Source organism: Ensifer sp. M14 (assembly GCF_003355565.1).
GTDB lineage: Bacteria > Pseudomonadota > Alphaproteobacteria > Rhizobiales > Rhizobiaceae > Ensifer.
Genome location: NZ_QJNR01000004.1, coordinates 1,367,916 through 1,393,591 on the forward strand (window position 1 = coordinate 1,367,916; position 25,676 = coordinate 1,393,591).

Annotated in this window: 21 protein-coding genes; 16 read left to right on the plus strand and 5 right to left on the minus strand. The window is 62.0% G+C overall.

Annotation, left to right across the window (positions count from 1 at the left end; genetic code table 11):
• Positions 1 to 124: 124 nt before the first annotated feature.
• Positions 125 to 580, plus strand: coding sequence for a tol-pal system-associated acyl-CoA thioesterase (ybgC, locus tag BLJAPNOD_RS06505; protein WP_077500703.1), 456 nt, complete (start codon positions 125 to 127; stop codon positions 578 to 580).
• Between the two features lie 220 nt (positions 581 to 800).
• Here ybgC and ligD read toward each other — a convergent pair whose 3' ends face one another.
• The 3 genes from ligD to BLJAPNOD_RS06520 are packed head-to-tail and all read right to left on the minus strand — an operon-like array spanning position 801 to position 4,575.
• Complete coding sequence (gene ligD, locus BLJAPNOD_RS06510; RefSeq protein WP_115419288.1) at positions 801 to 3,431, minus strand: DNA ligase D; 2,631 nt, start codon at positions 3,429 to 3,431, stop codon at positions 801 to 803.
• A gap of 8 nt (positions 3,432 to 3,439) precedes the next feature.
• Entirely contained in the window at positions 3,440 to 4,285 is an 846-nt protein-coding gene (locus BLJAPNOD_RS06515) for a Ku protein (RefSeq protein WP_115419289.1), read from the minus strand.
• The gene (locus BLJAPNOD_RS06520) at positions 4,285 to 4,575 is read right to left on the minus strand and encodes a hypothetical protein (protein ID WP_077500706.1); all 291 of its coding nucleotides are present in this window, start codon (positions 4,573 to 4,575) and stop codon (positions 4,285 to 4,287) included. Before BLJAPNOD_RS06520 ends, BLJAPNOD_RS06515 begins: the two co-directional genes overlap by 1 nt.
• A gap of 308 nt (positions 4,576 to 4,883) precedes the next feature.
• On the opposite strand from BLJAPNOD_RS06520, the gene tolQ reads away from it, so the two are divergent.
• The 14 genes from tolQ (at position 4,884) to BLJAPNOD_RS06590 (ending at position 21,255) form a co-directional block, all read left to right on the plus strand.
• Entirely contained in the window at positions 4,884 to 5,606 is a 723-nt protein-coding gene (tolQ, locus tag BLJAPNOD_RS06525) for a protein TolQ (protein WP_077500707.1), read from the plus strand.
• Positions 5,607 to 5,633: 27 nt separating this feature from the next.
• On the plus strand, positions 5,634 to 6,086 hold the full coding sequence (gene tolR / locus BLJAPNOD_RS06530) for a protein TolR (protein ID WP_077500708.1): 453 nt from the start codon (positions 5,634 to 5,636) through the stop codon (positions 6,084 to 6,086).
• A gap of 9 nt (positions 6,087 to 6,095) precedes the next feature.
• Complete coding sequence (locus BLJAPNOD_RS06535; protein ID WP_115419290.1) at positions 6,096 to 7,166, plus strand: cell envelope integrity protein TolA; 1,071 nt, start codon at positions 6,096 to 6,098, stop codon at positions 7,164 to 7,166.
• 30 nt (positions 7,167 to 7,196) lie between these two features.
• Positions 7,197 to 8,501: a Tol-Pal system beta propeller repeat protein TolB gene (gene tolB, locus BLJAPNOD_RS06540; RefSeq protein ID WP_077500710.1), complete on the plus strand. Its 1,305-nt coding sequence runs from the start codon at positions 7,197 to 7,199 to the stop codon at positions 8,499 to 8,501.
• A 182-nt stretch (positions 8,502 to 8,683) separates the two neighbouring features.
• Positions 8,684 to 9,217, plus strand: a complete 534-nt coding sequence (gene pal, locus BLJAPNOD_RS06545) for a peptidoglycan-associated lipoprotein Pal (RefSeq protein ID WP_077500711.1) — start codon at positions 8,684 to 8,686, stop codon at positions 9,215 to 9,217.
• 196 nt (positions 9,218 to 9,413) lie between these two features.
• Entirely contained in the window at positions 9,414 to 10,445 is a 1,032-nt protein-coding gene (gene ybgF / locus BLJAPNOD_RS06550) for a tol-pal system protein YbgF (RefSeq protein WP_115419291.1), read from the plus strand.
• The gene (gene tilS, locus BLJAPNOD_RS06555; protein ID WP_244610883.1) at positions 10,435 to 11,775 is read left to right on the plus strand and encodes a tRNA lysidine(34) synthetase TilS; all 1,341 of its coding nucleotides are present in this window, start codon (positions 10,435 to 10,437) and stop codon (positions 11,773 to 11,775) included. The genes ybgF and tilS overlap by 11 nt, the downstream gene beginning before the upstream one ends.
• Before the next feature lie 100 nt (positions 11,776 to 11,875).
• The gene (ftsH, locus tag BLJAPNOD_RS06560; protein ID WP_025424724.1) at positions 11,876 to 13,819 is read left to right on the plus strand and encodes an ATP-dependent zinc metalloprotease FtsH; all 1,944 of its coding nucleotides are present in this window, start codon (positions 11,876 to 11,878) and stop codon (positions 13,817 to 13,819) included.
• A gap of 312 nt (positions 13,820 to 14,131) precedes the next feature.
• Positions 14,132 to 15,487, plus strand: a complete 1,356-nt coding sequence (gene glmM / locus BLJAPNOD_RS06565; protein ID WP_115419292.1) for a phosphoglucosamine mutase — start codon at positions 14,132 to 14,134, stop codon at positions 15,485 to 15,487.
• Positions 15,488 to 15,739: 252 nt separating this feature from the next.
• Positions 15,740 to 16,507, plus strand: a complete 768-nt coding sequence (locus tag BLJAPNOD_RS06570; protein WP_115419293.1) for an outer membrane protein — start codon at positions 15,740 to 15,742, stop codon at positions 16,505 to 16,507.
• Positions 16,508 to 16,695: 188 nt separating this feature from the next.
• On the plus strand, positions 16,696 to 17,532 hold the full coding sequence (locus BLJAPNOD_RS06575; RefSeq protein WP_115421163.1) for an outer membrane protein: 837 nt from the start codon (positions 16,696 to 16,698) through the stop codon (positions 17,530 to 17,532).
• Positions 17,533 to 17,696: 164 nt separating this feature from the next.
• Positions 17,697 to 18,875 carry a phosphoserine transaminase gene (locus tag BLJAPNOD_RS06580; protein ID WP_115419294.1) on the plus strand — a complete coding sequence of 393 codons (1,179 nt, stop codon included), beginning with the start codon at positions 17,697 to 17,699 and terminating at the stop codon, positions 18,873 to 18,875.
• A gap of 85 nt (positions 18,876 to 18,960) precedes the next feature.
• A complete protein-coding gene (gene serA, locus BLJAPNOD_RS06585) occupies positions 18,961 to 20,556 on the plus strand; it encodes a phosphoglycerate dehydrogenase (RefSeq protein WP_077500716.1) in 1,596 nt (531 codons plus the stop codon).
• A gap of 192 nt (positions 20,557 to 20,748) precedes the next feature.
• Positions 20,749 to 21,255: a GNAT family N-acetyltransferase gene (locus BLJAPNOD_RS06590; protein WP_115421164.1), complete on the plus strand. Its 507-nt coding sequence runs from the start codon at positions 20,749 to 20,751 to the stop codon at positions 21,253 to 21,255.
• A 61-nt stretch (positions 21,256 to 21,316) separates the two neighbouring features.
• Here the strand turns inward: BLJAPNOD_RS06590 and BLJAPNOD_RS06595 are convergent, their stop codons facing one another.
• Positions 21,317 to 23,131: a methyl-accepting chemotaxis protein gene (locus BLJAPNOD_RS06595; RefSeq protein ID WP_115419295.1), complete on the minus strand. Its 1,815-nt coding sequence runs from the start codon at positions 23,129 to 23,131 to the stop codon at positions 21,317 to 21,319.
• Between the two features lie 123 nt (positions 23,132 to 23,254).
• Positions 23,255 to 24,139, minus strand: a complete 885-nt coding sequence (locus tag BLJAPNOD_RS06600; RefSeq protein WP_115419296.1) for a DMT family transporter — start codon at positions 24,137 to 24,139, stop codon at positions 23,255 to 23,257.
• A 207-nt stretch (positions 24,140 to 24,346) separates the two neighbouring features.
• On the opposite strand from BLJAPNOD_RS06600, the gene BLJAPNOD_RS06605 reads away from it, so the two are divergent.
• Positions 24,347 to 25,645 carry an adenylosuccinate synthase gene (locus tag BLJAPNOD_RS06605; protein WP_057206594.1) on the plus strand — a complete coding sequence of 433 codons (1,299 nt, stop codon included), beginning with the start codon at positions 24,347 to 24,349 and terminating at the stop codon, positions 25,643 to 25,645.
• The last annotated feature ends 31 nt before the right edge of the window (positions 25,646 to 25,676 follow it).

Sequence of the window (25,676 nt, forward strand, 5' to 3'; positions counted from 1 at the left end):
CGGTTCTCCTGATCAGGAAGGAAAGCTGTGTCATGTGTAGGATAGGTTTGTGACAAAGCTGCAATGCTTGCAAATGCGTTTTTGTTCCTGCACAGGATTTGGCAAATTCTTGTCGGAGAGAAGCATGTCCCTGATCTCGCTTGCTGGCGAACTGACCGAAGACGGCCATCGACTGGTCCAGCGCGTCTATTACGAAGACACCGATTTTTCCGGCGTCGTCTACCACGCCCGTTACCTGCATTTCATGGAGCGCGCCCGCACCGATTTCCTGCGGCTGCTCGGCGTCGAGCAGGCGACGTTGGCGATCGAAGGGGACAGCGAAGGCCTCGTTTTCGTGGTTCATCGCATGGAGATCGACTTCAAGGCGCCGGCGCGCATGGACGATATCCTGACGATCGGCACGGTCACCGAGAAAGCCGGCGGCGCCAAGATGGTGCTGCTGCAGGAGATCCGCCGCGACGGGCAGCTGCTGATCGCCGCCAAGGTGATCATCGCCGTGATCAACGGCCAGGGCCGCCCCCGCCGGCTGCCGGAGGCACTGGCAACCAAGTTCACGCGAGCCAGGCAAAGCGCAGGCTAGGCCGGTCTCCCTTTTTTCGAGCATGAAAGCGTCCTTTCCCAAGGGCGTTTTTTTGTTTCGCCGGCGGAGGCAGAAGGCTAGGCGGCGGAATTGAAGAATTGACGCCTCGTGACACTGGGTGCCGGCGCCCATTACCTGCAGGAGGATCACCCGGATGCGATCGGCAAGGCGGTTCGCTCCTGGATTGAGAAGCAGCGGCAAGCGGCTGCAGCCTGAGCACCTATTCGGGCAGTGCGCCTAGAATCTCCTTGGTCAGCGACTGCTTGGTGCTGCCAAGCTCCGCCCACGGTTCCGCGCCGCTTTCGATGCGTTCGAGGATATCCGCGATGTGGAAAGTGTTGGCTGAATCGAGATCTGAAAGCTCGCTCCAGCTGACGGGCGTCGCCACCGGCCCGCCGGAGCGGGCCCGGGTGGAGTAGGGGGCGATCGCGGTGGCGCCGCGCTCGTTCCTCAGCCAGTCGATGAAGATCCGGCCCTTGCGCTTCTCCTTCGACATGGTGGCAATGAAATTGTCCGGATCGCGGTCGGCGAACCCCTGGGCAAAGGCCTTGGCGAAGCGCTTGGCGTCCTCCCAAGGGGCGCGCGGTGACAGCGGCACGATGACATGCACACCCTTGCCGCCGGTTACCATCGGCACCGATTGCAGGCCAATGTCATCAAGAGCGTTGCGAAGGCTCAGCGCGGCATCCTTGACTGCAGCAAAATCGACGCTCGGGTCGGGGTCGAGGTCGAACACCAGCCGGTCCGGCGTCTCCAGCTTGTCGACCGGCGATCCCCAGATGTGGAATTCGAGCGTTCCCATCTGAACCGCCGCGACAAGACCCTTGGCATCGCGCACATACATGTAGTTCTCGGTGTCACCGGAGGATTCTCTCACGGGCGTCTCAAGGATCTCGCCGGGGAAACCTTCGCTGGCATGTTTCTGGTAGAAGCATTGGCCCCGCGTACCCTGCGGGCAGCGCATCAGCGACAGAAGATGATCGCCGGCAAAGGGCAGCATCTTCTCCGCCACGACCGCGTAGTAGCGGGCGAGATCGAGCTTGGTTACGCGCTCACCCTGGAACAGCTCGCGCTCCGGATGCGTGATGCGAATGCCGAGAACGGTATCGTCCGCATCGGAGTTCGCCGCGCGCGATGTTGTGCCCTGAGCACGCTGGGCTTTGCCCGAAGCGCGTTTGGCGCTGTCTGGTGTGTGTTCGGCACGCGCTTTGTCCTCTTTCGCTGCCTTCGGTCTTTCGAGTGTCACGGTCTTTGCCTCCTTGTCGCGGCGCAGCCCTTCGAAGGCGCCATGGCGAATGTGTCCGTCGTCGGTGAATTCGGCGAAGTCGACCTCGGCGACCAGATCCGGTGTGAGCCAGATTGCGTCGCAGGCGATCGTATCCGGCACGGCGGCGAAAGGAGCCGTCTTGCGCCGACGCTTGGCAAAGGCGTCTGAAAGCTCTTCCATCCGCGCCTCGTCGAAACCGGTGCCGACCCGCCCCTGATAGACAAGCTTGCCATCCTCGAACGTTCCGACGAGCAACGAGGCGAAGGCGCGTCCCTTCTTCGAAGACGGTGAATAGCCGCCGATCACGAATTCCTGGCGCTTCGTGCATTTGATCTTCAGCCAGCTGCGCGTGCGCCGGTTCTGGTAGGGAGCGTCGGCCTGTTTGGCGATGATGCCTTCCTGACCGGATTTGCACATTGCGGCAAAGACCTTGGCACCGTTGCCACGGACATGCTCACTGTATTGCACCGTGCCGGTCGGGCCGATCGAGTCGAGCAACGCTTTCAGCTCGTGCTTTCGTTCAATGAGCGGTTTCTTGCGCAGGTCGCGGCCATCCAGCTCCAACAGGTCGAAAGCGTAGAAGCGGGTGTCGCCGCCGCGTTTCAAGGCTTTCTGCAGGGCGGAGAACGGCGAGCCGTCGCTGGCGACTGCTACCGCCTCGCCGTCCAGCAGAGCCGAGTTGCAGTCGAGCTCTCCCAGCGTGTTGGAAATGGCGTGAAACTTTTCGGTCCAGTCGAGGCCGGTGCGGGTGTAGCACCTGGCCTCGCCGCCGCCGACGGCCACCAGCAGGCGATAGCCGTCGAACTTCACCTCGTTCATCCATTCGTCGCCATCGGGTGCTTGCGAAACCAGCGTGGCAAGCTGCGGCTTTTGAAAGGCTGGCGGTTTGCCTGGTCGCTTGCGCGCCCTCGGTCTCGGCGGTTCCTCGGCGATGGCGCCGGCTTTGACGTTGGCGGCTGCGCTCTTTTCAGACTGCCAGACGTGTTTCTTGCTTTCGCCTTTTGCGACGGCGATCTCGGTCATGGTGCGGCCGGTAAAGACGCTCATGGTGTTGTCCTCGATCAGGCTTTCGCCGTCGTCGGACGCGATGTCGTCGGTTTCCTTGATCAGCAGCCAGTTCTCGCGCTTCTCGCCAGGCCGCGGTCGCATACGTACCAGCGTCCAGCCGCCTTGCATGCGCTCGCCGTGCAGGTGGAATTTCAACTTCCCTTCCCGGAGCCCTTCTTCCGGATTGTTGTCGGGCTCCCACCAGCCGGTGTCCCACAACATGACGGTGCCGCCGCCATACTGCTTTTCCGGGATTGTCCCTTCGAAATCGCCATAGGCCATGGGGTGGTCCTCTGTGCGCACCGCCAGCCGCTTGTCTTCGGGATTGAGGCTCGGTCCACGGGTCACCGCCCAGCTCTTCAAAACGCCGCCCCACTCCAGGCGAAAATCGTAATGCAGGCGGGTTGCATCGTGCTTCTGGACCAGGAAACGCTTCTGGCCCTTGCGTGCCGGTGCCGTCTTGCCCACGGGCTCACCCGTCTTGGAAAAATCGCGGCGGCGGTTGTATTCGGAAAGCGGGTTCTGGCGGACAGCCATCGATCACCTCAAGCGGATTTGCGCCGGCGGGCAGTTGATGCCGGTTTCGCGGGCGGTTTCTTGCCGCTGCTTTCGAGGCTCTTCTTCAGGGCCGCCATCAGGTCGACGACGTTGTCGCCTCCAGACGAAGGCCGTTCGTCTTCACCCACCACGACCCGCGTGGCCTTGCCCTTCATCTTGCGCTTGACCAGGTCTGTCAGCGCGGCGGTGTAGTTGTCCTTGAAGACGGCGGCATCGAACGGCGCAGTCTTGCGGTCGATCAGCGCGGTTGCGACATCAAGCAGCTCCTTGTCGGCCTTCTTGCCCGACAGGCCCGAGAACAGCGGGTCGGCCTTGCGCAACTCATCGGCGTAGCGCAGCGTTTCGAGCAGCAGGCCGTCGCCGCAGGGTTTGACAGCGACGAGATATTCCCGCCCGCGCAGCGTCAGCTGGCCGAGCCCGACCTTGGAGGCGGCTCGCAGGGCATCGCGCACGACGCGGTAGGCATCCTCGGCAAGGTCGTCGGTCGGCACGAGATAATAGGGTTTGTCGAAATAGATCGGCGAGATGTCGCAGGCCCCGACGAACTGGACGAGCTCCAGCGTCTTTTTCGTTTCCAGCTTGATCGAATCCACTTCCTTCGGTTCCAGCAGCACGTATTTGCCGGACTCGTATTCGTAACCCTTGACGATGTCGTCGGTGTCTACAGGTCCGATACCGTCGACGACCTTTTCATAATGCACGGGCTTGCCCGAAGGTTCGTGGATCTGGCGGAACGAGACGTTGGCACCGGAGCGAGTGGCGCTGTAAAGCTCGACCGGGATCGAGACGAGGGAAAGCCGAAGCTGGCCCTTCCAGAGCGCGCGGGAAGGCATCAGCGTTCTCCGCTCAACGGTTTGGGGGGCGATGCGCGGGCTGCGTCGTGGGCGAGGGCCTGTTCGATGCCTGCGATGTCTTCGCTGGTAATGGCGGGGATGGGATCGGCGATGATGGCCTGCAGCACCGCGCTCGACAACACGCCGTTGGCGAGCGCCTCCTCAAGGGCGGCGCGCGTTTCTCGCTCGGCCTTAAGCTGCGCATAGAGCGCCAGGATCAGGCGGTCACGCTGATCGAAGTGCTGCGGCGACGCCCGTCGGTCGCGATGTCGTGTCGTTTGCGTGTTCATGGCCTGAAAACGTCTGCCGCGCGGGGAAGTTCCGCGATGGGTATGCGCCGCCAACTGCGGCTGGAAAGACACAGTCGCGGTAACACTCCCTTAACCATAATGGTGTCTTAATCAGCCCATCAGGATTTGTGCAGTGCACGTCATCCTTTGACCAAAATTAACGGCAAGAAGGCAACCTTAAGCTAATAAAGGTCGCGATGGTGCGACCAGCGGCGGCGCCGGGGCACTCTTGCAACAGAACGTTTGGGCTACCCGGTCACGAGCATGAGCCGCTCTTGCCGGGTGTTTGGATTCGGGGACTGAAAACGATGGAACAGGTTGGATTGGCCGCTGCGACGCACGACGTGAGCCTCTGGTCGCTCTTCATGCAGGCGGGTCTTGTCGTGAAGCTGGTCATGCTCGGGCTGATTGCAGCTTCGGTATGGACCTGGGCAATCGTCGTCGACAAGACGCTGAACTACGGCCGTGTCCGTCGCCAGCTCGATGGCTTCGAGCAGGTGTTCTGGTCGGGCCAGTCGCTGGAAGAGCTGTACCGGACGCTCTCCGACCGGCAGACGGCGGGCATGGGCGCGATCTTCGTGTCGGCGATGCGCGAGTGGAAGAAGAGCTTCGAGCGCGGCGCGCGATCGCCGATCGGCCTTCAGATGCGTATCGACCGCGCCATGGACGTGACGCTCGCCCGTGAATCGGAATCGCTCGAAGCGCGCCTCGGGTCGCTCGCGACCATCGGTTCGGCTGCTCCCTTCATCGGCCTCTTCGGTACCGTCGTCGGTATCATGACCTCGTTCCAGGCGATCGCCGGTTCGAAGTCGACCAACCTTGCGGTTGTGGCGCCGGGTATTGCCGAGGCGCTCCTGGCAACCGCCATCGGCCTGCTTGCCGCTATCCCGGCCGTTATCGCCTACAACAAGTTTTCGGCCGACGCCGGCAAGCTGTCGGCGCGCATGGAAGCCTTCGCCGACGAGTTTTCCGCGATCCTGTCGCGACAGATCGACGAGAAGCTGCAGAACCCGCGCCAGGCAGCGCAGTAATCGCCAGAGAGCACGGAGACCAAGCTGATGGGTATGTCGGTTGGCGGAGCCAAGGGTTCGGGTGGCGGTCGTCGTCGCCGCGGCGGCAAGAAAGCGATCATGAGTGAAATCAACGTCACGCCCTTTGTGGACGTGATGCTGGTGCTGCTCATCATCTTCATGGTCGCCGCACCGATGATGACGGTCGGCGTGCCGATCGACCTGCCGGAAACGCAGGCCAAGGCGCTCAACTCCGATACGCAGCCGATCACCGTTTCGGTCAATCCGGCCGGTGAAATCTACCTCCAGGAAACGCCGATCGCGATCGACGAGGTCGTGCCGAAGCTCGAGGCAATCGCCACCACCGGCTACAACGAACGCATCTACGTGCGCGGCGACACCAATGCCGACTACGGCACGGTGATGAAGGTCATGGCGCGCATCTCGTCAGCCGGGTTCAAGAACCTCGGCCTCGTGACGCTGCAAGAACAGGAAAAGTGATCGTTGGCCATGAAGGGCAGTCTCGCCACATCTGGTCTGCTGCACGCTCTGGTTCTGACCTGGGCGATGGTTTCGCTCGGCAGCCCGGCTGAATTCCAGGTTGCAGACGTCGAGGCTCTGCCGGTCGACATCGTGCCGATCACGGAAATGACGCAGATTCAGCAGGGCGACAAGAAGGCTCCGAAGAAGGAGACGTCGTCGCCGGTTCCGACCAAGAAACCAACGCCCGTCGAGAATGCCGAAAACATCGGCGACAACGATATCGACCTGAAGACGCCGCCGACGCCGAACGTCAAGCCGACGAAGAACGAGTCCGCGGCCGCCCCGGAAAAGACCGAGAAGACACAACCAACGCCGGACCCGGTCAAGGAAGAGATCAAGAAGGTTGAAGAAACCAAACCAGCTTCGGAGCCCGCGACGGAAGTTGCCGCACTGCCTGAGCCCAAGCAGGAAGTGAAGCCGGAAACGAAGCCGGAACCGGCGCCCGCCGAAGAGAAGCCCGCCGAAAACCCGGAAGCCGAAGCGCTGCCGGAAAAGGTGCCGACCCCGGCTGCGAAGCCAAAGGTTGAAAAGCCGGCTCAGACGGCAAAGACGCCTGACCGCAAGAAGGAAGACACCCCGAAGGAGCAGAAGAAGGCGTCCTCCGCCAAGGAGAGCGACTTTAACGCCGACGATATCGCGGCCCTGCTCAACAAGCAGGAATCTTCCGGCGGCGGTGCCAAGCGCTCCACAGAGCAAGCAGCTCTGGGCGGCAAGAAGACGACAGGCGGCAATACGCTCTCGCAGAGCGAAATGGATGCGTTGCGTGGGATGATCCAAAACAACTGGTCGATCATTCCCGGCATGGCCGATGCCGCCGATGTTCGCATTAAAGTCAGTTTCCGCCTCAACCCCGATGGCAGCCTGGCTGGCGATCCGGAGGTCGAGGCGACTGGTGGCTCGGAGGCTGCCCGACGTGCGCTTGCCAGCGGTGCCAAACGCGCCGTGCTGAAGACGGCACCCTTCACCGGGCTGCCGGCTGACAAATACGATTCGTGGAGCGAGGTCGTGGTCAACTTCGACCCGAGCTCGATGCTCTGAAGATAGTGAGAGGCTGAAAGGCTTTATAGAATGCTGAGACGCACTTTTTTCCGCCTAATGGTCGTGATCCTTGCTGGCTGTGGGCTGGCTGCCTCACCGGCAAATGCATTGGTCGAGCTCACCCTTAACAAGGGCAATGTCGAGCCGTTGCCGATTGCCATCACCGACTTCCTGCAGGGTGAGCTCGGCAAGAAGATCTCTGACGTGGTCGCAGCCGACCTCAAGCGTTCGGGGCTGTTTGCGCCGATCGATCGCGGTGCCTTCATCGAAAAGATCAGCAACCCCGACGCGGCGCCGCGCTTCGAGGACTGGAAGGTCATCAATGCCCAGGCGCTCGTCACCGGTCGCGTGACGCAGGAGGCCGACGGCCGCCTGAAGGCGGAGTTCCGTCTCTGGGACACGTTCGCGGGTCAGCAGATGACCGGACAGCAGTTCTTCACTCAGCCGGAAAACTGGCGTCGTGTCGCCCATATCATCGCCGATGCGATCTATGAGCGCATCACCGGCGAAAAGGGCTATTTCGATACGCGTGTCGTCTACGTCGCCGAAAGCGGCCCGAAGACCGCCCGCAAGCGCCAGCTTGCGATCATGGACCAGGATGGCGCAAATCCGCGGCCGCTCACCAACTCCAACGATCTCGTTCTGACACCGCGCTTCTCGCCGAACCGCCAGGAAGTCACCTACATGTCGTTCGAAAACAACCAGCCGCGCGTTTACCTGCTGCAGTTGGAAACCGGACAGCGTGAGGTGGTCGGCAATTTCCCGGGCATGACGTTTTCGCCGCGCTTCTCGCCGGATGGCCAGCGCGTCATCATGAGCCTGCAGCAGGAGGGCAACGCCAACATCTACACGATGGACCTGCGCTCGCGCACGACGACCCGCCTCACCAGCACCGCGGCGATCGACACCGCACCGTCCTATTCGCCTGACGGCAGCCAGATCGCCTTTGAAAGCGACCGTGGCGGACGCCAGCAGATCTACGTCATGGGTGCCGATGGCTCCGGTCAGCGTCGTATCTCCTTCGGCGACGGCTCCTACTCGACGCCGGTCTGGTCTCCGCGTGGCGACCTTATCGCTTTCACCAAGCAGTCGGGCGGCAAGTTCTCGATCGGCGTGATGAAGACCGACGGTTCGGGTGAGCGCATCCTGACGACGGGCTTCCACAACGAAGGCCCGACCTGGGCGCCGAATGGCCGCGTGCTGATGTTCTTCCGCCAGAATGCGGGTGCCGGTGGACCGCAGCTCTACTCGATCGACCTGACCGGCTACAACGAACAGCCGGTGCCCACGCAGGGCTTCGCTTCGGACCCGGCCTGGTCGCCGCGGCTTGAATAGCAGGCTCTCAATTGCGGCGGGGATTGTGGCGGGCATGCCGCTTTCTCGCCGCAAAGTGCTGGTCTAGCAGGCGCCGAGCTTAAATTATCGATTTGTTAACCATAACTGTTGAATAGCGATTAACCGCTTCCGGTTACAGTCTGGCAACCGTGAATTCAGACACTTCTCAAGGAGACCGGCGCATGAGCCGAATTGACACCCCGGCCGCAGGCCGCATGCAGACCATCGCTCGCAACCCGGTCATGATCGCACTTGTCATGACCCTTGCCATCGCTGGCTGCGCGTCGAAGAAGAACCTTCCGGGCAGCGCGGGCGAGCTTGGTCTCGGCGGTGCGGGCTCCGCAACGCCGGGTTCGCAGCAGGACTTTACCGTCAACGTCGGCGACCGCATTTTCTTCGACACGGACTCGACCTCGGTTCGCGCCGACGCCCAGCAGACGCTCGACCGTCAGGCTCAGTGGCTCGCCAAGTACCCGAACTACGCCGTCACCGTCGAAGGTCATGCCGACGAACGCGGCACCCGCGAATACAACCTGGCGCTCGGCGCACGCCGCGCTGCTTCGACCAAGGACTATCTGATCTCGCGTGGCGTTCCGGCCAACCGCCTGAAGACGATTTCCTACGGCAAGGAAAAGCCGGTCGCGGTTTGCGACGACATCTCGTGCTGGTCGCAGAACCGCCGCGCCGTGACAGTGCTCGGTGGCGCCGGCATGTGATCTTCCGATCACGCATCGCTAAATTATAAGGGCGGCCTTGTGCCGCCCTTTGCTTTTTTACCACACTTTGGCCGAACTCCGTTGCTTTTTCAGGGTAATTGGAAAACTGTGCGGCAATCATCCAGATGAATCGGCGAGATGTATTGCGGGCCCCGATTCCAGGGTGGGAAAACCGGTATTCGAACAGGACAAAGAAATGAAGAAATTTGTCGTGGCTGGACTGCTTGGTCTCGCGGCCCTTTCGGGCCTTGGCCAGCAAGCAAATGCCATGCCGCTTTCCGGGCTCGTGGCCCGAACGACACAGGCCGACACGGCAGGCTCGCACAGTCTTCCCGTCGTGAAGGTACAGGCGTCCGAGACCACGCGTATCGGCCAGCTTGAAGAACAGATCCGCTCGCTCAACGGGCGTATCGAAGAAATGAGCTTCCAGCTCCTGCAGATGCAGGAACAGATCCGGAAGTTCCAGGAGGACAACGAGTTCCGCTTCCAGGATCTGGAAAGCGGCAAGGCCTCCCCCAAGAAGAGCGGCGCATTGCAGACGCCGAAGTCCAGCGATCAGGCGTCCGTCACCCCGGGGGTGACGGATAGCCAGACGATGGCGCCCGTCGATCCGGGCACCGGGATGGCAGCATCGGGCGCCGATCAGGGCGCAACCGGTGCCGCGCCTCCAACGACGCTTGGCCAGATCGTCTTCGACGAGAGCGGCAATCCGATTTCGACCACGACCGACGCCCAGCCGGGCGCCAACGCAACGCCTCCCGGCGTCGACACCGGCGTGGCCCTTCCGGGCGATAACGGCGGGCTCAACGCCAACCCGGACAGCGAGCAGCAGACCGCATCGCTCGACAACCCCGGCGACCTCTATCAGTCGGCCTACGGACACGTGCTGTCCGGCGACTACAGCACCGCCGAGCAGGAATTCCGCGACTATCTCGACGTGTTCCCTCAGGGCGAGAAGGCGGCCGACGCCAGCTTCTGGATGGGTGAGGCGCAGTATTCGCAGGGCAAATACAGCGACGCGGCCAAGACGTTCCTGAATGCGCATCAGGCGCACGCCAAATCACCGAAAGCCCCGGAAATGCTGTTGAAGCTCGGCATGTCGCTCGGCGCTCTCGACAACAAGGAAACCGCCTGCGCCACGCTGCGCGAGGTGAACAAGCGCTACCCGAAGGCCTCACCGGCCGTGCGCGCCAAGGTGACGAGCGAGCAAAGCCGCTTTGGCTGCTGAGACGCCGACCTGTCTGGTCGTTCTCGAAACGGCGAAACGATTTCTCTCATCCTTCCATCGGCCCGCCCGACTGCTCGTAGCCGTGTCCGGCGGCAGCGATTCCAAGGGACTGCTTCTCGCCTTAAACAAGGCGATCGAGGCATCCGGCAATTCCGATCTTTCTCTTGCGGCCTGCACGGTCGATCATGCTTTGAGGCCGGGCTCAGCCGACGAAGCGGACGCCGTTGCCGGTTTCTGCGCCAGCCTCGGCATCGCCCATATCGTCAAACGCTGGGACGGTCAGAAGCCGGCGGCGGGAATTCAGGCCGCTGCACGCGAAAAACGCTATCAGTTGCTGGCCGAAGCTGCCGATAACCTCGGCGCCACCTGCATCGTCACCGGTCACACGCTGGATGATCAACGCGAGACAATCCTGATGCGATCCGAGCGCGGGCAGGGACCTGGCGGCGCGGGAATGGCGGCCGACGTGCTGTACGACAGGCGCTTCTGGGTGTTGCGTCCCTTCCTTCGTCTGCATCGCGCCGATGTCAGGGCCTTTCTTGCGGCGGAGGGCGAGGGCTGGTTCGATGATCCAAGCAACGCCAATGCGCGGTTCGAGCGGGTGCGAACGCGCGTGCGCCTCGCTGAAACGGGCGAGGAGTACGTTTCCACATGGGATGCCGCGTCGCGGGCGCGGTCGTCCGAGGCGGCTGCCCGGTGGCTCGGGCTCCATGCGCGCGTTCACGAAAACCTCGTGGTCAGCGTTTCCTGTGCCGCTGCTCGCGGATGTGGCGACATCGATTGCCGGCGCGGACTTCTGGCGCTGGCCGGTGTCGTCGGCGGCCGCACGCATTCATTGGCCGCAGACACGGTTGCGCGACTGGTGGCGTTTCTCGTGCGGAAAGAGCCGGGGCGTTTGACCGCAGGGCGGGTGGTGTTCGACAAGCGCGCGACGGGACTTTATCTCTATCGCGAGGCGCGCGATCTGCCCACTTTGGCGCTGCGGCCTGCAGAGACTGGCGTCTGGGATGGTCGCTTTACCGTTCGAAACGGCGGAAATGGGATGGTGCAGATTACCACCACCGACGCCGGAGGTCTGCAACAGCAGAGACTTATTGCCGCAGGAGTGCCACCGGGCGTTGCCAAGCGGGCGGCACTTTCGGCGCCGCATGTTGTATCCACAGGCGACAATTGCACCGCGAAGGCCGCCGTTGAGCCGCGCATTTGCCCCTACGACACCTTTTTGCCGGGTTTCGACCGGATCATGGCCGAGATGATTGCCGGATTGTTCGGGCGTCAGCCCTATGTTCGGTCGCCGGTTCACGATCTGTTGACAGAAATGGAACGGTAGTTGGCGGTTTGCCTTGGCAAGGCGTCGCCAGAACCCTATGTTAGGGGCAAGAAAGCGGCCCGGCGAAATGTGCGGGTCGTGACAGGTTCCGGGGAGTTCGATGAACCCTAATTTTCGTAATTTTGCCCTCTGGGCAATCATAGCGCTTTTGCTGATCGCGCTGTTTAGCATGTTTCAGCAGCCGACCGAGCGCACCGGCTCGCGCGAGATTCCGTTCTCGCAGTTCCTGAAGGACGTCGATGCAAGCCGCGTCAAGGAAGTCGTGATCACCGGCTCCAAGGTCATCGGCAGCTATTCTGAAAGCGGCGCTACGTTCCAGACCTATGCGCCTTCGGTTGACACCGCGCTCACCGAGCGCCTGGAAGCCAAGGACGTGACGGTGACCGTCCGTCCGGAAACCGACGGTTCGTCCGGGTTCCTGAGCTACATCGGAACGCTGCTTCCGATGCTGTTGATCCTCGGCGTCTGGCTGTTCTTCATGCGCCAGATGCAGGGCGGTTCGCGCGGCGCCATGGGTTTCGGCAAGTCCAAGGCCAAGCTTCTGACCGAAGCACATGGCCGCGTCACCTTTGATGATGTTGCCGGCGTCGACGAAGCCAAGCAGGATCTGGAAGAAATCGTCGAATTCCTGCGCGACCCGCAGAAGTTCCAGCGTCTCGGCGGCCGTATTCCGCGCGGCGTGCTGCTCGTCGGTCCTCCCGGTACCGGTAAGACATTGCTTGCCCGCTCGGTTGCTGGCGAAGCCAACGTTCCGTTCTTCACCATCTCCGGCTCTGACTTCGTCGAAATGTTCGTCGGCGTCGGCGCAAGCCGTGTGCGCGACATGTTCGAGCAGGCCAAGAAGAACGCACCCTGCATCATCTTCATCGACGAAATCGATGCCGTCGGTCGCCACCGTGGTGCCGGTCTCGGCGGCGGTAACGACGAACGCGAACAGACGCTCAACCAGTTGCTGGTCGAGATGGACGGTTTCGAAGCCAATGAAGGCATCATCCTGATCGCGGCGACCAACCGTCCCGACGTTCTTGATCCTGCCCTTCTGCGTCCGGGCCGTTTCGACCGCCAGGTCGTCGTGCCGAACCCGGATATCAACGGCCGCGAGCGCATCCTCAAGGTGCACGTTCGCAACGTGCCGCTGGCGCCGAATGTCGACCTCAAGGTTCTGGCTCGCGGTACGCCCGGCTTCTCCGGTGCCGACCTGATGAACCTCGTCAACGAGGCTGCCCTGATGGCTGCGCGTCGCAACAAGCGCGTCGTCACCATGCTTGAGTTCGAAGACGCCAAGGACAAGATCATGATGGGTGCGGAGCGCCGCTCCTCCGCCATGACCGAAGCCGAAAAGAAGCTGACCGCCTACCACGAAGCCGGTCACGCGATCCTGGCGCTCAATGTTCCCTCTGCCGATCCGCTGCACAAGGCGACGATCATTCCGCGCGGACGGGCACTTGGCATGGTGATGCAGCTGCCGGAAGGCGACCGCTATTCCATGAGCTACAAGTGGATGGTCTCGCGTCTCGCCATCATGATGGGTGGGCGTGTTGCCGAAGAACTGACCTTCGGTAAGGAGAACATCACCTCGGGCGCCTCGTCCGACATCGAGCAGGCAACCAAGCTTGCGCGTGCAATGGTGACGCAATGGGGCTTCTCCGACCAGCTCGGGCAGGTTTCCTACGGCGAGAACCAGCAGGAAGTGTTCCTCGGTCACTCCGTCGCCCAGCAGAAGAACGTGTCGGAAGCGACAGCCCAGAAGATCGACAACGAAATCCGTCGCCTGATCGATGAGGCCTACGAGACCGCCCGCAAGATCCTCACCGATAAGAACCACGAGTTCGTGGCGCTGGCGGAAGGGCTGCTCGAATATGAAACCCTGACCGGTGAAGAAATCAAGGCGCTCATCCGCGGCGAAAAGCCGGCGCGCGACCTTGGCGACGACACGCCGCCGCACCGCGGCTCCGCCGTGCCTTCGGCCGGCGTGAAGAAGGAAGGCTCGTCCGGCAACAAGGGCGAAGAATCCGAAGGTGGGTTCGAGCCGCAGCCGCAATAGCGGCGTTGGTTTCAGACGCTTATCTTAGAAGCCGCCGCGCCGGAGGGTGCGGCGGCTTTTTGTTGCCGAGGCGCAGGATTGCACTTGGTAACGCGATGTAATGATTTCTGATGCTACGGTTGCTGCCGTTTGCATTGGTTTTGTGTCAAAGAAGATTCGAAAGCTCCCAGCCTTTGGTTTGCTGTTATAGCGCGGGAGCAACGGCAACAGCCGGAATGATATGAGGTCTGGTCAATGAAACCCAGTCGCGGTGCACGCAGACAGGCGAAGCAGGCAAAGCCTGCGTTGACCCAGCGGAACGATGGAGTTCTTATGAAGCGCAAGTATTTCGGCACGGACGGTATCCGCGGCCAGTCCAACACCTTTCCGATGACGCCGGATCTCGCCATGCGGGTGGGCATCGCCGTCGGCACGATCTTCCGCAACGGCGCCCATCGCCACCGGGTGGTGATCGGCAAGGACACACGTCTGTCCGGCTACATGCTCGAAAACGCCATGGTCGCCGGTTTCACGGCAGCGGGGCTCGACGTGTTCCTGCTCGGGCCGATCCCGACGCCGGGCGTTGCGATGCTGACGCGCTCGCTGCGCGCGGATATCGGCGTGATGATCTCGGCCTCGCACAATCCCTTCCAGGACAACGGCATCAAGCTGTTCGGCCCCGATGGCTACAAGCTTTCGGACGATATCGAGGCCAGGATCGAGGCGTTGCTCGATCAGGACCTTTCCGGCCAGCTTGCCAAGGCGGAAGACATCGGCCGTGCCAAGCGCGTTGACGGCGACATCTACCGCTATCTCGAACATGCCAAGCGCACCTTGCCGCGCGATGTCACCCTTCAGGGTCTGCGGATCGCCATCGATTGCGCCAACGGCGCCGCCTACAAGGTTGCACCCCAGGCACTTTGGGAACTCGGCGCAGAAGTGGTGACGATCGGGACCGAGCCGAACGGCGTCAACATCAATCTCGATTGCGGCTCGACCCATCCGGCAGCCCTGTCCAGAAAGGTGCATGAGGTACGGGCGGATATCGGCATCGCGCTCGACGGCGACGCCGACCGGGTTCTGATCGTCGACGAGAACGGCACCGTCATCGACGGCGACCAGTTGATGGCCGTCATCGCCGACAGCTGGGCCGAGGACGGCACGCTGCGCGGCGGTGCAATCGCCGCAACCGTCATGTCCAACCTGGGCCTGGAACGTTACCTCACGGGCCGTGGTATCGAGCTGCGCCGCACCAAGGTCGGAGACCGCTACGTTGTCGAGCAGATGCGCCAGGAGGGGCTGAACGTCGGTGGCGAGCAGTCCGGCCATATCGTGCTTTCGGACTTCGGCACGACCGGTGACGGTCTCGTCGCTGCCCTGCAGATCCTTGCAGTCGTCAAGCGCCTGGGCAAACCGGTGAGCGAGATTTGCCATCGCTTCGAGCCGGTGCCTCAGGTTTTGAAGAATGTGCGCGTTTCCGCCGGCAAGCCGCTCGAAGACGCAACCGTGCGCCAGGCGATCGCCGATGCGGAAGCCGAGCTTGCCAAGTCCGGCCGCCTGCTGATCCGTCCGTCAGGCACGGAGCCTTTGATACGGGTCATGGCCGAAGGGGATGACCGCGGCCAGGTCGAGCGGATCGTCGACGGTCTGATCAATGTCATCGGCAGCGCGCGTAGCGCTGCTGCGTGATGACACGATTTCCGGCGCCCAGTGGCGTCGGTTCTATGGTCTGAGCCAGGATGCCGGCACCTTTGGTGGCCGGCATTTTTGTTTGATGCGGGACGCGCCTGTCGCTGATTCACGGCCAAAGTAAAGATTCTCAGTTAATTTCTATGCTTAATCGAACTTTAACTCCCGCATGCGACATCTAGCGAGACAAATGTTGATCTCTGCGGGCTTTCGCCTGTGTTCAAAAATTGCCGGTATTCACGGAGTCATATGATGAGAACGTATATTCTTGCTGTGGTCGCTGGCGCCTCCCTCGTGGGCCCGGTCACTGCGGCTGACCTTTACATTGAGGAACCGGTGCCGGTAATTGTTCCCGCCGGCGGCTGGTACCTGCGCGGCCATATTGGTATGAGCAACCAGAGGCTCGGAGAGTTGAACCACGAGTTGTTCGACGCGATCGAATATCACGAGCTTGTGGATGAGGGCGGTTTCAACAGTGCACCCGTCGTCGGTGTCGGTATCGGCTACCAGTTCAATGACTGGCTGCGCATGGACGGCATAGTTGAATATCGCGGCAAAGCCGATTTCGCGGCGCTTGACCGGTATGGTCACAGCGGCCCAAGCGGTCCCATCTGGGACGGTACGAACGACTATGACGGGGCAAAATCCGAATGGTTGCTAATGGCCAATGCCTACGTCGATATCGGTGACTGGAATGGGATCGTTCCCTATGTCGGCGCCGGCATAGGTGCCTCGCGCAACCAGATCTCCGGTTTCCGCGACATCAACGTACCGACGCAGGGGGTTGCTTGGGCCGATAGCGATGCCACGTGGAATTTCGCCTGGGCGCTGCACGCTGGTGTCGGCTACAAGGCGACGGATAGGCTGACGCTGGATTTCGGCTACAGCTATGTGGATCTAGGCGATGCCAAGACAGGCGAAATCCGCACCTACGACAACACCGTCGTCAACAGCCCGATGCAGTTCAAGGATATCACGTCGCACGACTTCAAGCTCGGGATGCGCTACGCCCTGCAATAACCGGCAGAGCAATCTGGTATTTCAAAGGGTCGCCAAGGGCGGCCCTTTTTGCGTTCTTCAACACCGAAAACCGTTAAAGATCGTGGTTAACCGGGAGTTAACCTCCGCCTGCAATAGTTAACGCCGAACGAAGCAGCCGATGGGTGGATCCCGTACGGTGACGGCAATTGCAGCGAAAGGGCATGGGCATGGAATGGCGAAACGGGATCTGCGGAGCCACGTTCGGTATCGGCCTTATTGCCTCAGGTGCGGCGCTTGCCGCTGACGAGGCCCTGATCGACGCGCCGGAAATCACCATTGCCCAGGAAGCGACCGGCAGCAACGGCCTCTACATCCGCGGTGACATCGGCTATGCCGGCTGGCGCGACGCGGGTGATCCCTTCTACCGCACCTTCGATGCGGGCACCGGCAGCTACAGCACTACCTCGTTCGACGGCGCGCGCTTCGACAAGCCGCTTTCCGGCACGATCGGCCTCGGCTACCAGATCACCGACACTGTGCGCGCCGATGTGACGGCTGACTACTTCGCGGGCCGATTCGACGGCTCGTCAATCGGTGCCAGCCCTTGCGCGGGGCAGGGGGGCGGCACGTCCTGCGCCTTGTCGACGACGGCCGATTTTTCCGCGCTGGGCCTGATGGCCAACGCCTATGTCGACTTCGGAACGCTCGCCGGCTTCACGCCCTATCTCGGCGCCGGTATCGGAGCGACCAATCTGCGCTGGAACACCACCTTTGCCAGCGAGAGCTGCGTTGCCGGCGGCGGCGCCTGTGCCGGCGTCCCAGCCACCACCTCATTCGACGGCCACGACAGCTGGCGCTTCACCTATGCACTGATGGCCGGTGTTTCCTATGATCTCAGCGATCGCCTGAAGCTCGACGTCGGCTACCGCTATTCGCATATCGGCGATGGCGAGATGTTCGGCTTTGGCGCCGAGACGCTTGCGGGCGCGAGCGGGACAAAGGGCTTCGATGACGGTCTTTCCCGTCATGAGATCAGAGCCGGCTTGCGTTTCTCGTTCTGGTAACAATCGGTCGGCGGGCTTGCTTGCGCCTTTGCTGATCTTGCCTGCGACGCCAAAAATATTCCCGATTGCGACACAAGTCGCTTGACTTCCTTCCGGACCCGCAATATCTCCGACGGCGGGACACCCTTCCCCAACGAAGGGCTATCTATCTGGAAGGATAGCACATGACGAAGCCTGCCAAGCCGGACGTCCGTCCGAACAACACCCATTTTTCTTCTGGCCCTTGCTCGAAGCGCCCCGGTTGGTCGCTCGATGCTCTCTCCGACGCTCCGCTCGGTCGTTCGCACCGCGCCAAGGTCGGCAAGACGAAGCTCAAGCAGGCCATCGATCTTACCCGTGACATTCTTGAAGTGCCGGCCGATTACCGCATCGGCATCGTGCCCGCTTCCGATACCGGCGCCGTCGAAATGGCGCTCTGGTCGATGCTCGGTGAGCGCGGCGTCGACATGGTCGCCTGGGAAAGCTTTGGCGCCGGCTGGGTGACCGATGTGGTCAAGCAGCTGAAGCTCGCCGACGTGCGCAAGTTCGAAGCCGGTTACGGCGAACTTCCCGATCTCTCGAAGGTCGATTTCGACCGCGACGTCGTCTTCACCTGGAACGGCACGACCTCGGGTGTGCGTGTTCCGAACGCCGACTTCATCCCTGCCGACCGCAAGGGCCTGACGATCTGCGATGCGACGTCTGCCGCCTTCGCGCAGAACCTCGATTTCGCCAAGCTCGATGTCGTCACCTTCTCCTGGCAGAAGGTTCTGGGCGGCGAGGGCGCCCACGGCGTCATCATCCTTTCGCCGCGTGCCGTTGAGCGCCTGCTGACCTACGTGCCGGCTTGGCCGTTGCCGAAGATCTTCCGCATGACCTCGGGCGGCAAGCTGATCGAAGGCATCTTCACCGGCGAAACCATCAACACGCCGTCGATGCTCTGCGTCGAGGACTATATCGACGCCCTCGTCTGGGCCGAGAAGGCCGGCGGGCTCAAGGGGCTGATGGCGCGTGCCGACGCCAATGCCCAGGTGATCTTCGACTTCGTTGCCGCCAACGGCTGGATCGCCAACCTGGCGGTGAAGGACGAGACCCGCTCCAATACGTCGGTCTGCCTGAAGATCGTCGACAAGGACGTCGCAGCACTTGATGCCGACGGACAGGCAGCCTTTGCCAAGGGCGTTGTCGCCCTCCTCGAAAAGGAAGGTGTCGCATTCGACATCGGCCATTATCGCGATGCACCGTCCGGTCTCCGGATCTGGGCCGGCGCCACGATCGAAGCATCCGACATGGCAGCGCTGATGCCGTGGCTGACCTGGGCCTTCGAGACCCAGAAGGCGACGCTGTCGCAAGCAGCGGCCTAACCCAAGCGTTTGCTTCGCTCCTCATGGGGAGCGAAGCCCTTGTACCGCATTCAAGTTCAGACCTGATCTTTTCAAGGAGGCCATCATGGCACCTCGCGTTCTCGTATCCGACGAACTGTCGGAAACTGCCGTCCAGATCTTCCGCGACCGCGGCGTCGAAGTCGATTTCCAGCCGAAGCTCGGCAAGGACAAGGACAAGCTTGCCGAAATCATCGGTAATTATGACGGCCTTGCCATCCGCTCGGCTACCAAGGCGACCGAGAAGCTGATCGCGGCTGCGACCAATCTCAAGGTCATCGGCCGCGCCGGCATCGGCGTCGACAATGTCGATATTCCGGCCGCTTCGCGCCGCGGTATCATCGTCATGAACACGCCTTTCGGCAATTCGATCACGACGGCCGAACACGCGATCGCGCTGCTCTTTGCCGTTGCCCGCCAGCTTCCGGCCGCCGATACCTCGACGCAGGCCGGCAAGTGGGAGAAGTCCCGCTTCATGGGTGTTGAAATCACCGGCAAGACGCTCGGTGTCATCGGCGCCGGCAACATCGGCTCGATCGTCTGCTCGCGCGCCATCGGCCTGAAGATGCATGTGCTTGCCTACGACCCGTTCCTGTCGAAGGAGCGCGCCGAGGAAATGGGCGTCACCAAGGTCGAGCTCGACGAACTTTTGGCCCAGGCCGACTTCATCACCCTGCACGTGCCACTGACGGACAAGACGCGCAGCATCCTCAATGCCGAAGCGCTTGCCAAGACCAAGCCGGGTGTGCGGATCGTCAATTGCGCTCGCGGCGGCCTCGTCGACGAGAAGGCGCTCGCCGAGGCGATCAAGTCCGGCCATGTTGCCGGCGCCGGCTTCGACGTGTTCGAGGTCGAGCCCGCAACCGAGAGCCCGCTCTTCGGGCTGCCGAACGTTGTCTGCACGCCACATCTCGGCGCTTCGACCACGGAAGCCCAGGAAAACGTCGCCCTGCAGGTGGCCGAACAGATGTCGGACTACCTCGTCAAGGGTGCCGTTTCCAACGCCATCAACATGCCCTCGATCACTGCCGAAGAAGCCCCGCTCCTCAAGCCCTTCATCCGGCTTGCCGACGTGCTCGGCGCCTTCGTCGGCCAGGTGACGGAAAGCGCGATCAAGGAAATCGAGATCCTCTACGATGGCGCAACTGCGTCGATGAACACCAAGGCGCTGACAAGCGCCGTGCTTGCCGGCCTCATCCGGCCGCAGGTTGCCGACGTCAACATGGTTTCGGCACCGATCATGATCAAGGAAAAGGGCGTCATCCTGTCCGAGGTCAAGCGTGACAAGACCGGTGTGTTCGACGGCTACATCAAGCTGACGGTCAAGACCGCCAACCAGACGCGCTCGGTCGCCGGCACGGTGTTTTCCGACGGCAAGCCGCGCTTCATCCAGATCAAGGGCATCAATCTCGACGCCGATGTCGGCAGCCACATGGTCTACATCACCAACACCGACGTGCCGGGCATGATCGGCTTTATCGGCACCACGCTCGGCAATGCCGGCGTCAACATCGCCAACTTCCAGCTCGGTCGCGAGAAGGAAGCCGGCGACGCCATCGCGCTGCTTTATGTCGACGGCCCGGTTTCCGAGGATGTGCTCGACAAGCTGCGCGCCAACGCCGCCATCCGCCAGGCAAAGCCGCTGGTGTTCAACGTCGATTGATTAACGAGGCGCCAGTCTTGTTCACCGTCTGGCGGACAAGACTGGCGGGCGCAAATCGGCCATGGTTTTCAGGCCTATGCGCCGGGCGAACGATCCGCTTGGTGGCGAACCGACGGTTGAATTCCAGGACTACCAGGAACGCATCGGGGTCAAGCCGGTGCGTTCTTTCGGTTTGAAATGTTGATGGCAGTGATGGCAAAACAGACCTTCCGCTGGCGCGAAGCCAGCCTTCCCGATCTTGTTTCGGTTTCCGAAATTCAGCTGGTGGTGCACGAGGCATTCCCTGAGGAAGATCAGGTGCTGGCTGATCGGTTGGAACTGAGCCCTGAGGGCTGCTTCATGCTGGAGGTCGGCGGCATCGCGCAAGGCTATGTGCTGAGCCATCCGTGGCTTCGCCGCGCGCCGCCTGCGCTGAACTCGATACTGGGAGAGATCCCTGACGCTGCCGACACCTGGTACATTCACGATCTGGCGCTTCTGCCTGAAACGCGAGGATCCGGGGCAGGGGGCAATGTCGTGCCGTTGCTTGCCGATATCGCCCGATCGGAAGGCTATCGCTCGATGTCGCTGGTCTCGGTCAACGGTTCGCGCGGCTTCTGGGAGCGGCAGGGGTTTTCCGTCCGCATGGACGAGCGGCTGGCATCGAAGCTCGCCAGCTACGGCGAAGATGCGGTCTACATGGAACGCTCACTGACCTGAAACGACAGGGGCGCCGGCTCGGCCGGCGCCCCTGTTTCGTTCTGCTTGTGTCGCTATCAGATCAGGCTGCGCGGCGGGCCGAAGGCCGCCACTGCTTTTCCTCGACGGTGAAATGCGCCAGCCGGCCGGCGAGCACGCTGCTTTCGGAAGCGAGCGTCTGGCTTGCAGCCGATGTCTGCTCCACCATTGCGGCGTTCTGCTGGGTCATCTGGTCCATCTGGTTGACGGCGGTGTTGATCTCGCGAAGTCCGACCGACTGTTCGCGCGCCGCGGTCGCAATCGCCACGATCCGGTCGTTGATCTCGTTGACCCGGTGTTCGATGTCGCCGAGCGCTGTGCCTGTCGCTTCGACCAGGCGCACGCCGGCCGAAACCTCGACACTCGACGCGGTGATCAGGCCCTTGATCTCCTTGGCAGCCGTTGCCGAACGCTGCGCCAGTTCGCGAACCTCCTGGGCAACGACGGCAAAGCCCTTGCCGGCATCGCCGGCGCGGGCCGCCTCGACGCCTGCGTTCAGCGCCAGAAGGTTGGTCTGGAAGGCGATGTCGTCGATGACGCCGATGATCTCGCCGATCTTGGACGATGAGGTTTCGATGCGTCCCATGGCGGTGATCGCATCGCGCACGACCTCGCTCGATGCCGTGGCGCCCTTGCGGGCGTCGGCCACCATGCGGCTTGCCTCTTCGGCACGGTTGGTGGAGTTCTGCACGGCCGAGGTGATCTCGTCGAGTGCCGCGGCAGTCTCTTCAAGCGAGGCCGCCTGCTGCTCGGTGCGCTGCGACAGATCGTTGGCCGCCTTGCTGATCTCATTGGCATTGCCGTTGACGACCGAGGTCGAGTCGGTGATCGCGCTTACCGTCGAGCGTAGCGCGTCGACGGCGGTGTTGAAGTCCTTGCGTAGCTTTTCGTATTCGACGCCGAGTTCGGGAACGTCGATTGTCAGGTCGCCACTTGCAAGCCTTTCCAGAGCGCCCCCGATGGTGCTGACGACGTGGGCCTGGGTGCGCGAGGTCGCCTGCTGCATTTCCTCGCTGGCGTTACGTTCGCTGTCGAGCACCTTCTGCTGTTCGCGCTGGCGGATTTCGAGCGCGTTGCGTTCGATCACCGAAGCGCGCAGCAGCACGAGCGCATCGGCCATGTTGCCGATCTCGTCGCGGCGACCGGTGTCGGGAACATCCGAGCGGGTTTCGTTGCGCGAGACTTCGAGCATGACGTCCTTCAGCCGGTTGATCGGGCGGCTGATAGACCGGCCGATCGCCATGGCGGCGGCTAGCGTGGCGATGGCGGCAATCGCCGTGATGATAACAGTCATCATCAGCGAAGCATTGTACTTTGCCGCGAGATCGTCGGCGTAAACGCCAGTGCCGACGCCCCAGCCCCATGGCTTGAAGCCCTGGATGTAGGAGTATTTTTCGACTGGCTCCTCGTAGCCTGGCTTGTCCCAGTAGTAGTTGACGATGCCGTTGCCCGGGTTTTGGGCAAGCGCGATCAGCTCGACGTTGAACGCCTTGCCATTGGCATCCTTGAGGCCGCGGATATCGGTGCCGATCAACTTTTTGGCGAGCGGATGCGCCACCATCATGCCTTCGAAGCTGTTGATGAAGAAGTAGCCGTCCTGGCCGAAGCGCATGGCCATGACGGCTGCGATGGCGCGGCTCTGCGCTTCCTCACGGGTCAGCGCGCCGCTGCGCTCCTGTTCTTCGAAGCTTGCGATCGCCGAGATTGCCGCTTCGGTGACGTTGCGCAGCATCTGCTGCCGCTCCTGGCTCACTTCGGCGTTGGCGACCTGCGTCTTGTAGGCCATGGCGGCGGCCATGAAGATCAGCGCCATGGCTGTCAGTAAGTAGATACGTGTCGAAATTCTAATATTTTTCACTGCCTTAGCCCCAGAAATATAATCTGGGTCGGACAGAAACATCCATCTGCTAACCAAGCCTTAAGGCGCCTCCCTAGGTCTAGGGATTGCATCGGCTTGGCTTCACTACGCAGACGCGCACGGTCAGTGCTTGGGCCGGCCCTTTTCGGCAATGGCGATGCCGCCGAGAACAAGCAGAAGGGCGATGAAGTGGAAAGTGTGGAATGTCTCGCCGATCAGCATCACCGACAGCAAGGTGCCGAAGACGGGAATAGCATTGATGAACAGGCCGGCCCGATTGGCGCCGATCATCTCGACGCCGCGCACATAGAGCACCTGCGACATCAAGGATGGGAAGATGGCGGCGTAGAGGACGATGATCCAGCCGGTCATGTCGGGAAAGATTGCCGTGCCGCTGCCGATTTCCCAGAACAGCAACGGAATGGCGCTGATGAGCGCGCCGAAGGCGGGCGCAGCGATGAAGCTTTGCCAATGCATGACAGGCTTCCAGCGAAGTGCCACCGTATAGGCGGCATAGACGATGCAGGCGGCAATCATCAGGGCGTCGCCGAAGTTGAATTCCAGCTGCAGGAGGCTGGCGAAGTCGCCGTGCGCGGCGGTGATCAGCACGCCGAGCAGCGTCACGGTGAAGCCGATCACCTGCGCGATCGAAGCGCGGGTGCGAAACAGCATGAAATTGAACAGGAAGATCAGCATCGGGATGCCGGCCTGGAGGATGACCGCGTTGATCGCGCTCGTATATTTCAGCGCGGAGTAGAGCAGGGCGTTGAAGGTGGTGAAGCCGACCACGCCATAGGCCAGCAACTGCAGCCAATGCTGCTTGATCTTGTCCCAATCACGACGGATCTGCGGGGTCATTGCCACGAGGATGATGAGAAGCGCAAACACCCAGCGCAGGGTCGTGAGCATCATCGGACTGACATGCCCGATGGCCATTTTTCCGGCCACGGAATTGCCGCCCCAGAAGAGTGCTGTGACGCAGAGATAGAAATAGGCCCTGGAATTCACGATGCTGCAACCTGCTGGGATGACGGGGATCGATGGCCGCGAGGGCGGGAGAGACGCCAGATATAGGCGCTAAATCCAGCGCTTGTCATGCAAAAAGGCCGGAACGCCCGTCATAACGGGGTCGCTTTCCCGGAGACAACACAGTATAGATGCGCGGGTTTTGAGAACAGCGCAACCCCGCTTGCGCCCGTCAACAGGAAGAGAATTATGACGAATGTCGTGGTGGTCGGATCCCAGTGGGGTGATGAAGGCAAAGGCAAGATTGTAGATTGGCTCTCGGAACGCGCTGACATCGTCGTGCGCTTTCAGGGCGGTCACAACGCCGGCCATACCCTGGTGATCGACGGCGTCAGCTACAAGCTGTCGCTGCTTCCGTCCGGCGTCGTGCGTCCCGGCAAGCTCGCCGTCATCGGCAACGGCGTCGTCATCGACCCGCATGCGCTGATCGCTGAAATCGACAAGCTCGGCAAGCAGGGCGTGACGATCACGCCGGAGAACCTGCGCGTTGCCGACAACGCCACACTGATCCTTTCGCTGCACCGCGAGCTCGACGGCTTCCGCGAAGACGCCGCCTCCAACAGCGGCACCAAGATCGGCACCACCCGCCGCGGCATCGGCCCGGCTTATGAAGACAAGGTCGGCCGCCGCGCGATCCGCGTGATGGATCTTGCCGATCTCGAAACCCTTCCGGCCAAGGTCGATCGCCTGCTGACGCACCACAACGCGCTGCGTCGCGGCCTCGGCGAGCCGGAAATCAGCCATGATGCGATCATGCTCGAGCTGTCTTCGGTCGCCGACAAGGTCCTGCCGTTCATGGAGACCGTCTGGGTGCTGCTCGACAAGGCGCGGCGCAAGGGTGCGCGCATCCTGTTCGAAGGCGCACAGGGCACGTTGCTCGACATCGACCACGGCACATATCCGTTCGTCACCTCGTCCAACACGGTTGCCGGCCAGGCCGCTGCCGGTTCCGGCATGGGCCCGGGCTCGCTCGGCTACATCCTCGGCATCACCAAGGCTTACACGACGCGCGTCGGCGAGGGTCCGTTCCCGACCGAACTGCACGACGAGATCGGTCAGTTCCTGGGCGAACGCGGCCACGAGTTCGGCACGGTCACCGGGCGCAAGCGCCGTTGCGGCTGGTTCGATGCCGCACTCGTGCGCCAGTCGGTTGCCGCCAACGGCATCACCGGCATCGCGCTGACCAAGCTCGACGTGCTCGATGGCCTCGATGAACTGAAGATTTGCGTCGGTTATACTCTCGACGGGCAGCAGATCGATCATCTTCCGGCAAGCCAGGCGCAGCAAGCTTCGGCAAAGCCAGTCTATATTACACTCGAAGGCTGGAAAGAATCGACTGTCGGCGCACGCAGCTGGGCAGATCTTCCGGCACAGGCGATCAAGTATGTTCGCCAGGTCGAGGAACTCATCGGTGCACCGGTGGCTCTTCTTTCGACCAGCCCGGAGCGGGACGACACGATACTTGTGACGGACCCCTTTGAGGACTAGTGTCGGCGGACTGACATTGCGTCGTGATCGC

Excerpts from the sequence above, each read along its gene's own strand:
- ybgC (WP_077500703.1), top strand. The coding sequence starts at position 125 with ATGTCCCTGATCTCGCTTGCTGGCGAACTGACCGAAGACGGCCATCGA.
- ligD (WP_115419288.1), bottom strand. The coding sequence starts at position 3,431 with ATGGCTGTCCGCCAGAACCCGCTTTCCGAATACAACCGCCGCCGCGAT.
- BLJAPNOD_RS06515 (WP_115419289.1), bottom strand. The coding sequence starts at position 4,285 with ATGCCTTCCCGCGCGCTCTGGAAGGGCCAGCTTCGGCTTTCCCTCGTC.
- BLJAPNOD_RS06520 (WP_077500706.1), bottom strand. The coding sequence starts at position 4,575 with ATGAACACGCAAACGACACGACATCGCGACCGACGGGCGTCGCCGCAG.
- tolQ (WP_077500707.1), top strand. The coding sequence starts at position 4,884 with ATGGAACAGGTTGGATTGGCCGCTGCGACGCACGACGTGAGCCTCTGG.
- tolR (WP_077500708.1), top strand. The coding sequence starts at position 5,634 with ATGGGTATGTCGGTTGGCGGAGCCAAGGGTTCGGGTGGCGGTCGTCGT.
- BLJAPNOD_RS06535 (WP_115419290.1), top strand. The coding sequence starts at position 6,096 with ATGAAGGGCAGTCTCGCCACATCTGGTCTGCTGCACGCTCTGGTTCTG.
- tolB (WP_077500710.1), top strand. The coding sequence starts at position 7,197 with ATGCTGAGACGCACTTTTTTCCGCCTAATGGTCGTGATCCTTGCTGGC.
- pal (WP_077500711.1), top strand. The coding sequence starts at position 8,684 with ATGAGCCGAATTGACACCCCGGCCGCAGGCCGCATGCAGACCATCGCT.
- ybgF (WP_115419291.1), top strand. The coding sequence starts at position 9,414 with ATGAAGAAATTTGTCGTGGCTGGACTGCTTGGTCTCGCGGCCCTTTCG.
- ftsH (WP_025424724.1), top strand. The coding sequence starts at position 11,876 with ATGAACCCTAATTTTCGTAATTTTGCCCTCTGGGCAATCATAGCGCTT.
- glmM (WP_115419292.1), top strand. The coding sequence starts at position 14,132 with ATGAAGCGCAAGTATTTCGGCACGGACGGTATCCGCGGCCAGTCCAAC.
- BLJAPNOD_RS06570 (WP_115419293.1), top strand. The coding sequence starts at position 15,740 with ATGAGAACGTATATTCTTGCTGTGGTCGCTGGCGCCTCCCTCGTGGGC.
- BLJAPNOD_RS06575 (WP_115421163.1), top strand. The coding sequence starts at position 16,696 with ATGGAATGGCGAAACGGGATCTGCGGAGCCACGTTCGGTATCGGCCTT.
- BLJAPNOD_RS06580 (WP_115419294.1), top strand. The coding sequence starts at position 17,697 with ATGACGAAGCCTGCCAAGCCGGACGTCCGTCCGAACAACACCCATTTT.
- serA (WP_077500716.1), top strand. The coding sequence starts at position 18,961 with ATGGCACCTCGCGTTCTCGTATCCGACGAACTGTCGGAAACTGCCGTC.
- BLJAPNOD_RS06590 (WP_115421164.1), top strand. The coding sequence starts at position 20,749 with ATGGCAAAACAGACCTTCCGCTGGCGCGAAGCCAGCCTTCCCGATCTT.
- BLJAPNOD_RS06605 (WP_057206594.1), top strand. The coding sequence starts at position 24,347 with ATGACGAATGTCGTGGTGGTCGGATCCCAGTGGGGTGATGAAGGCAAA.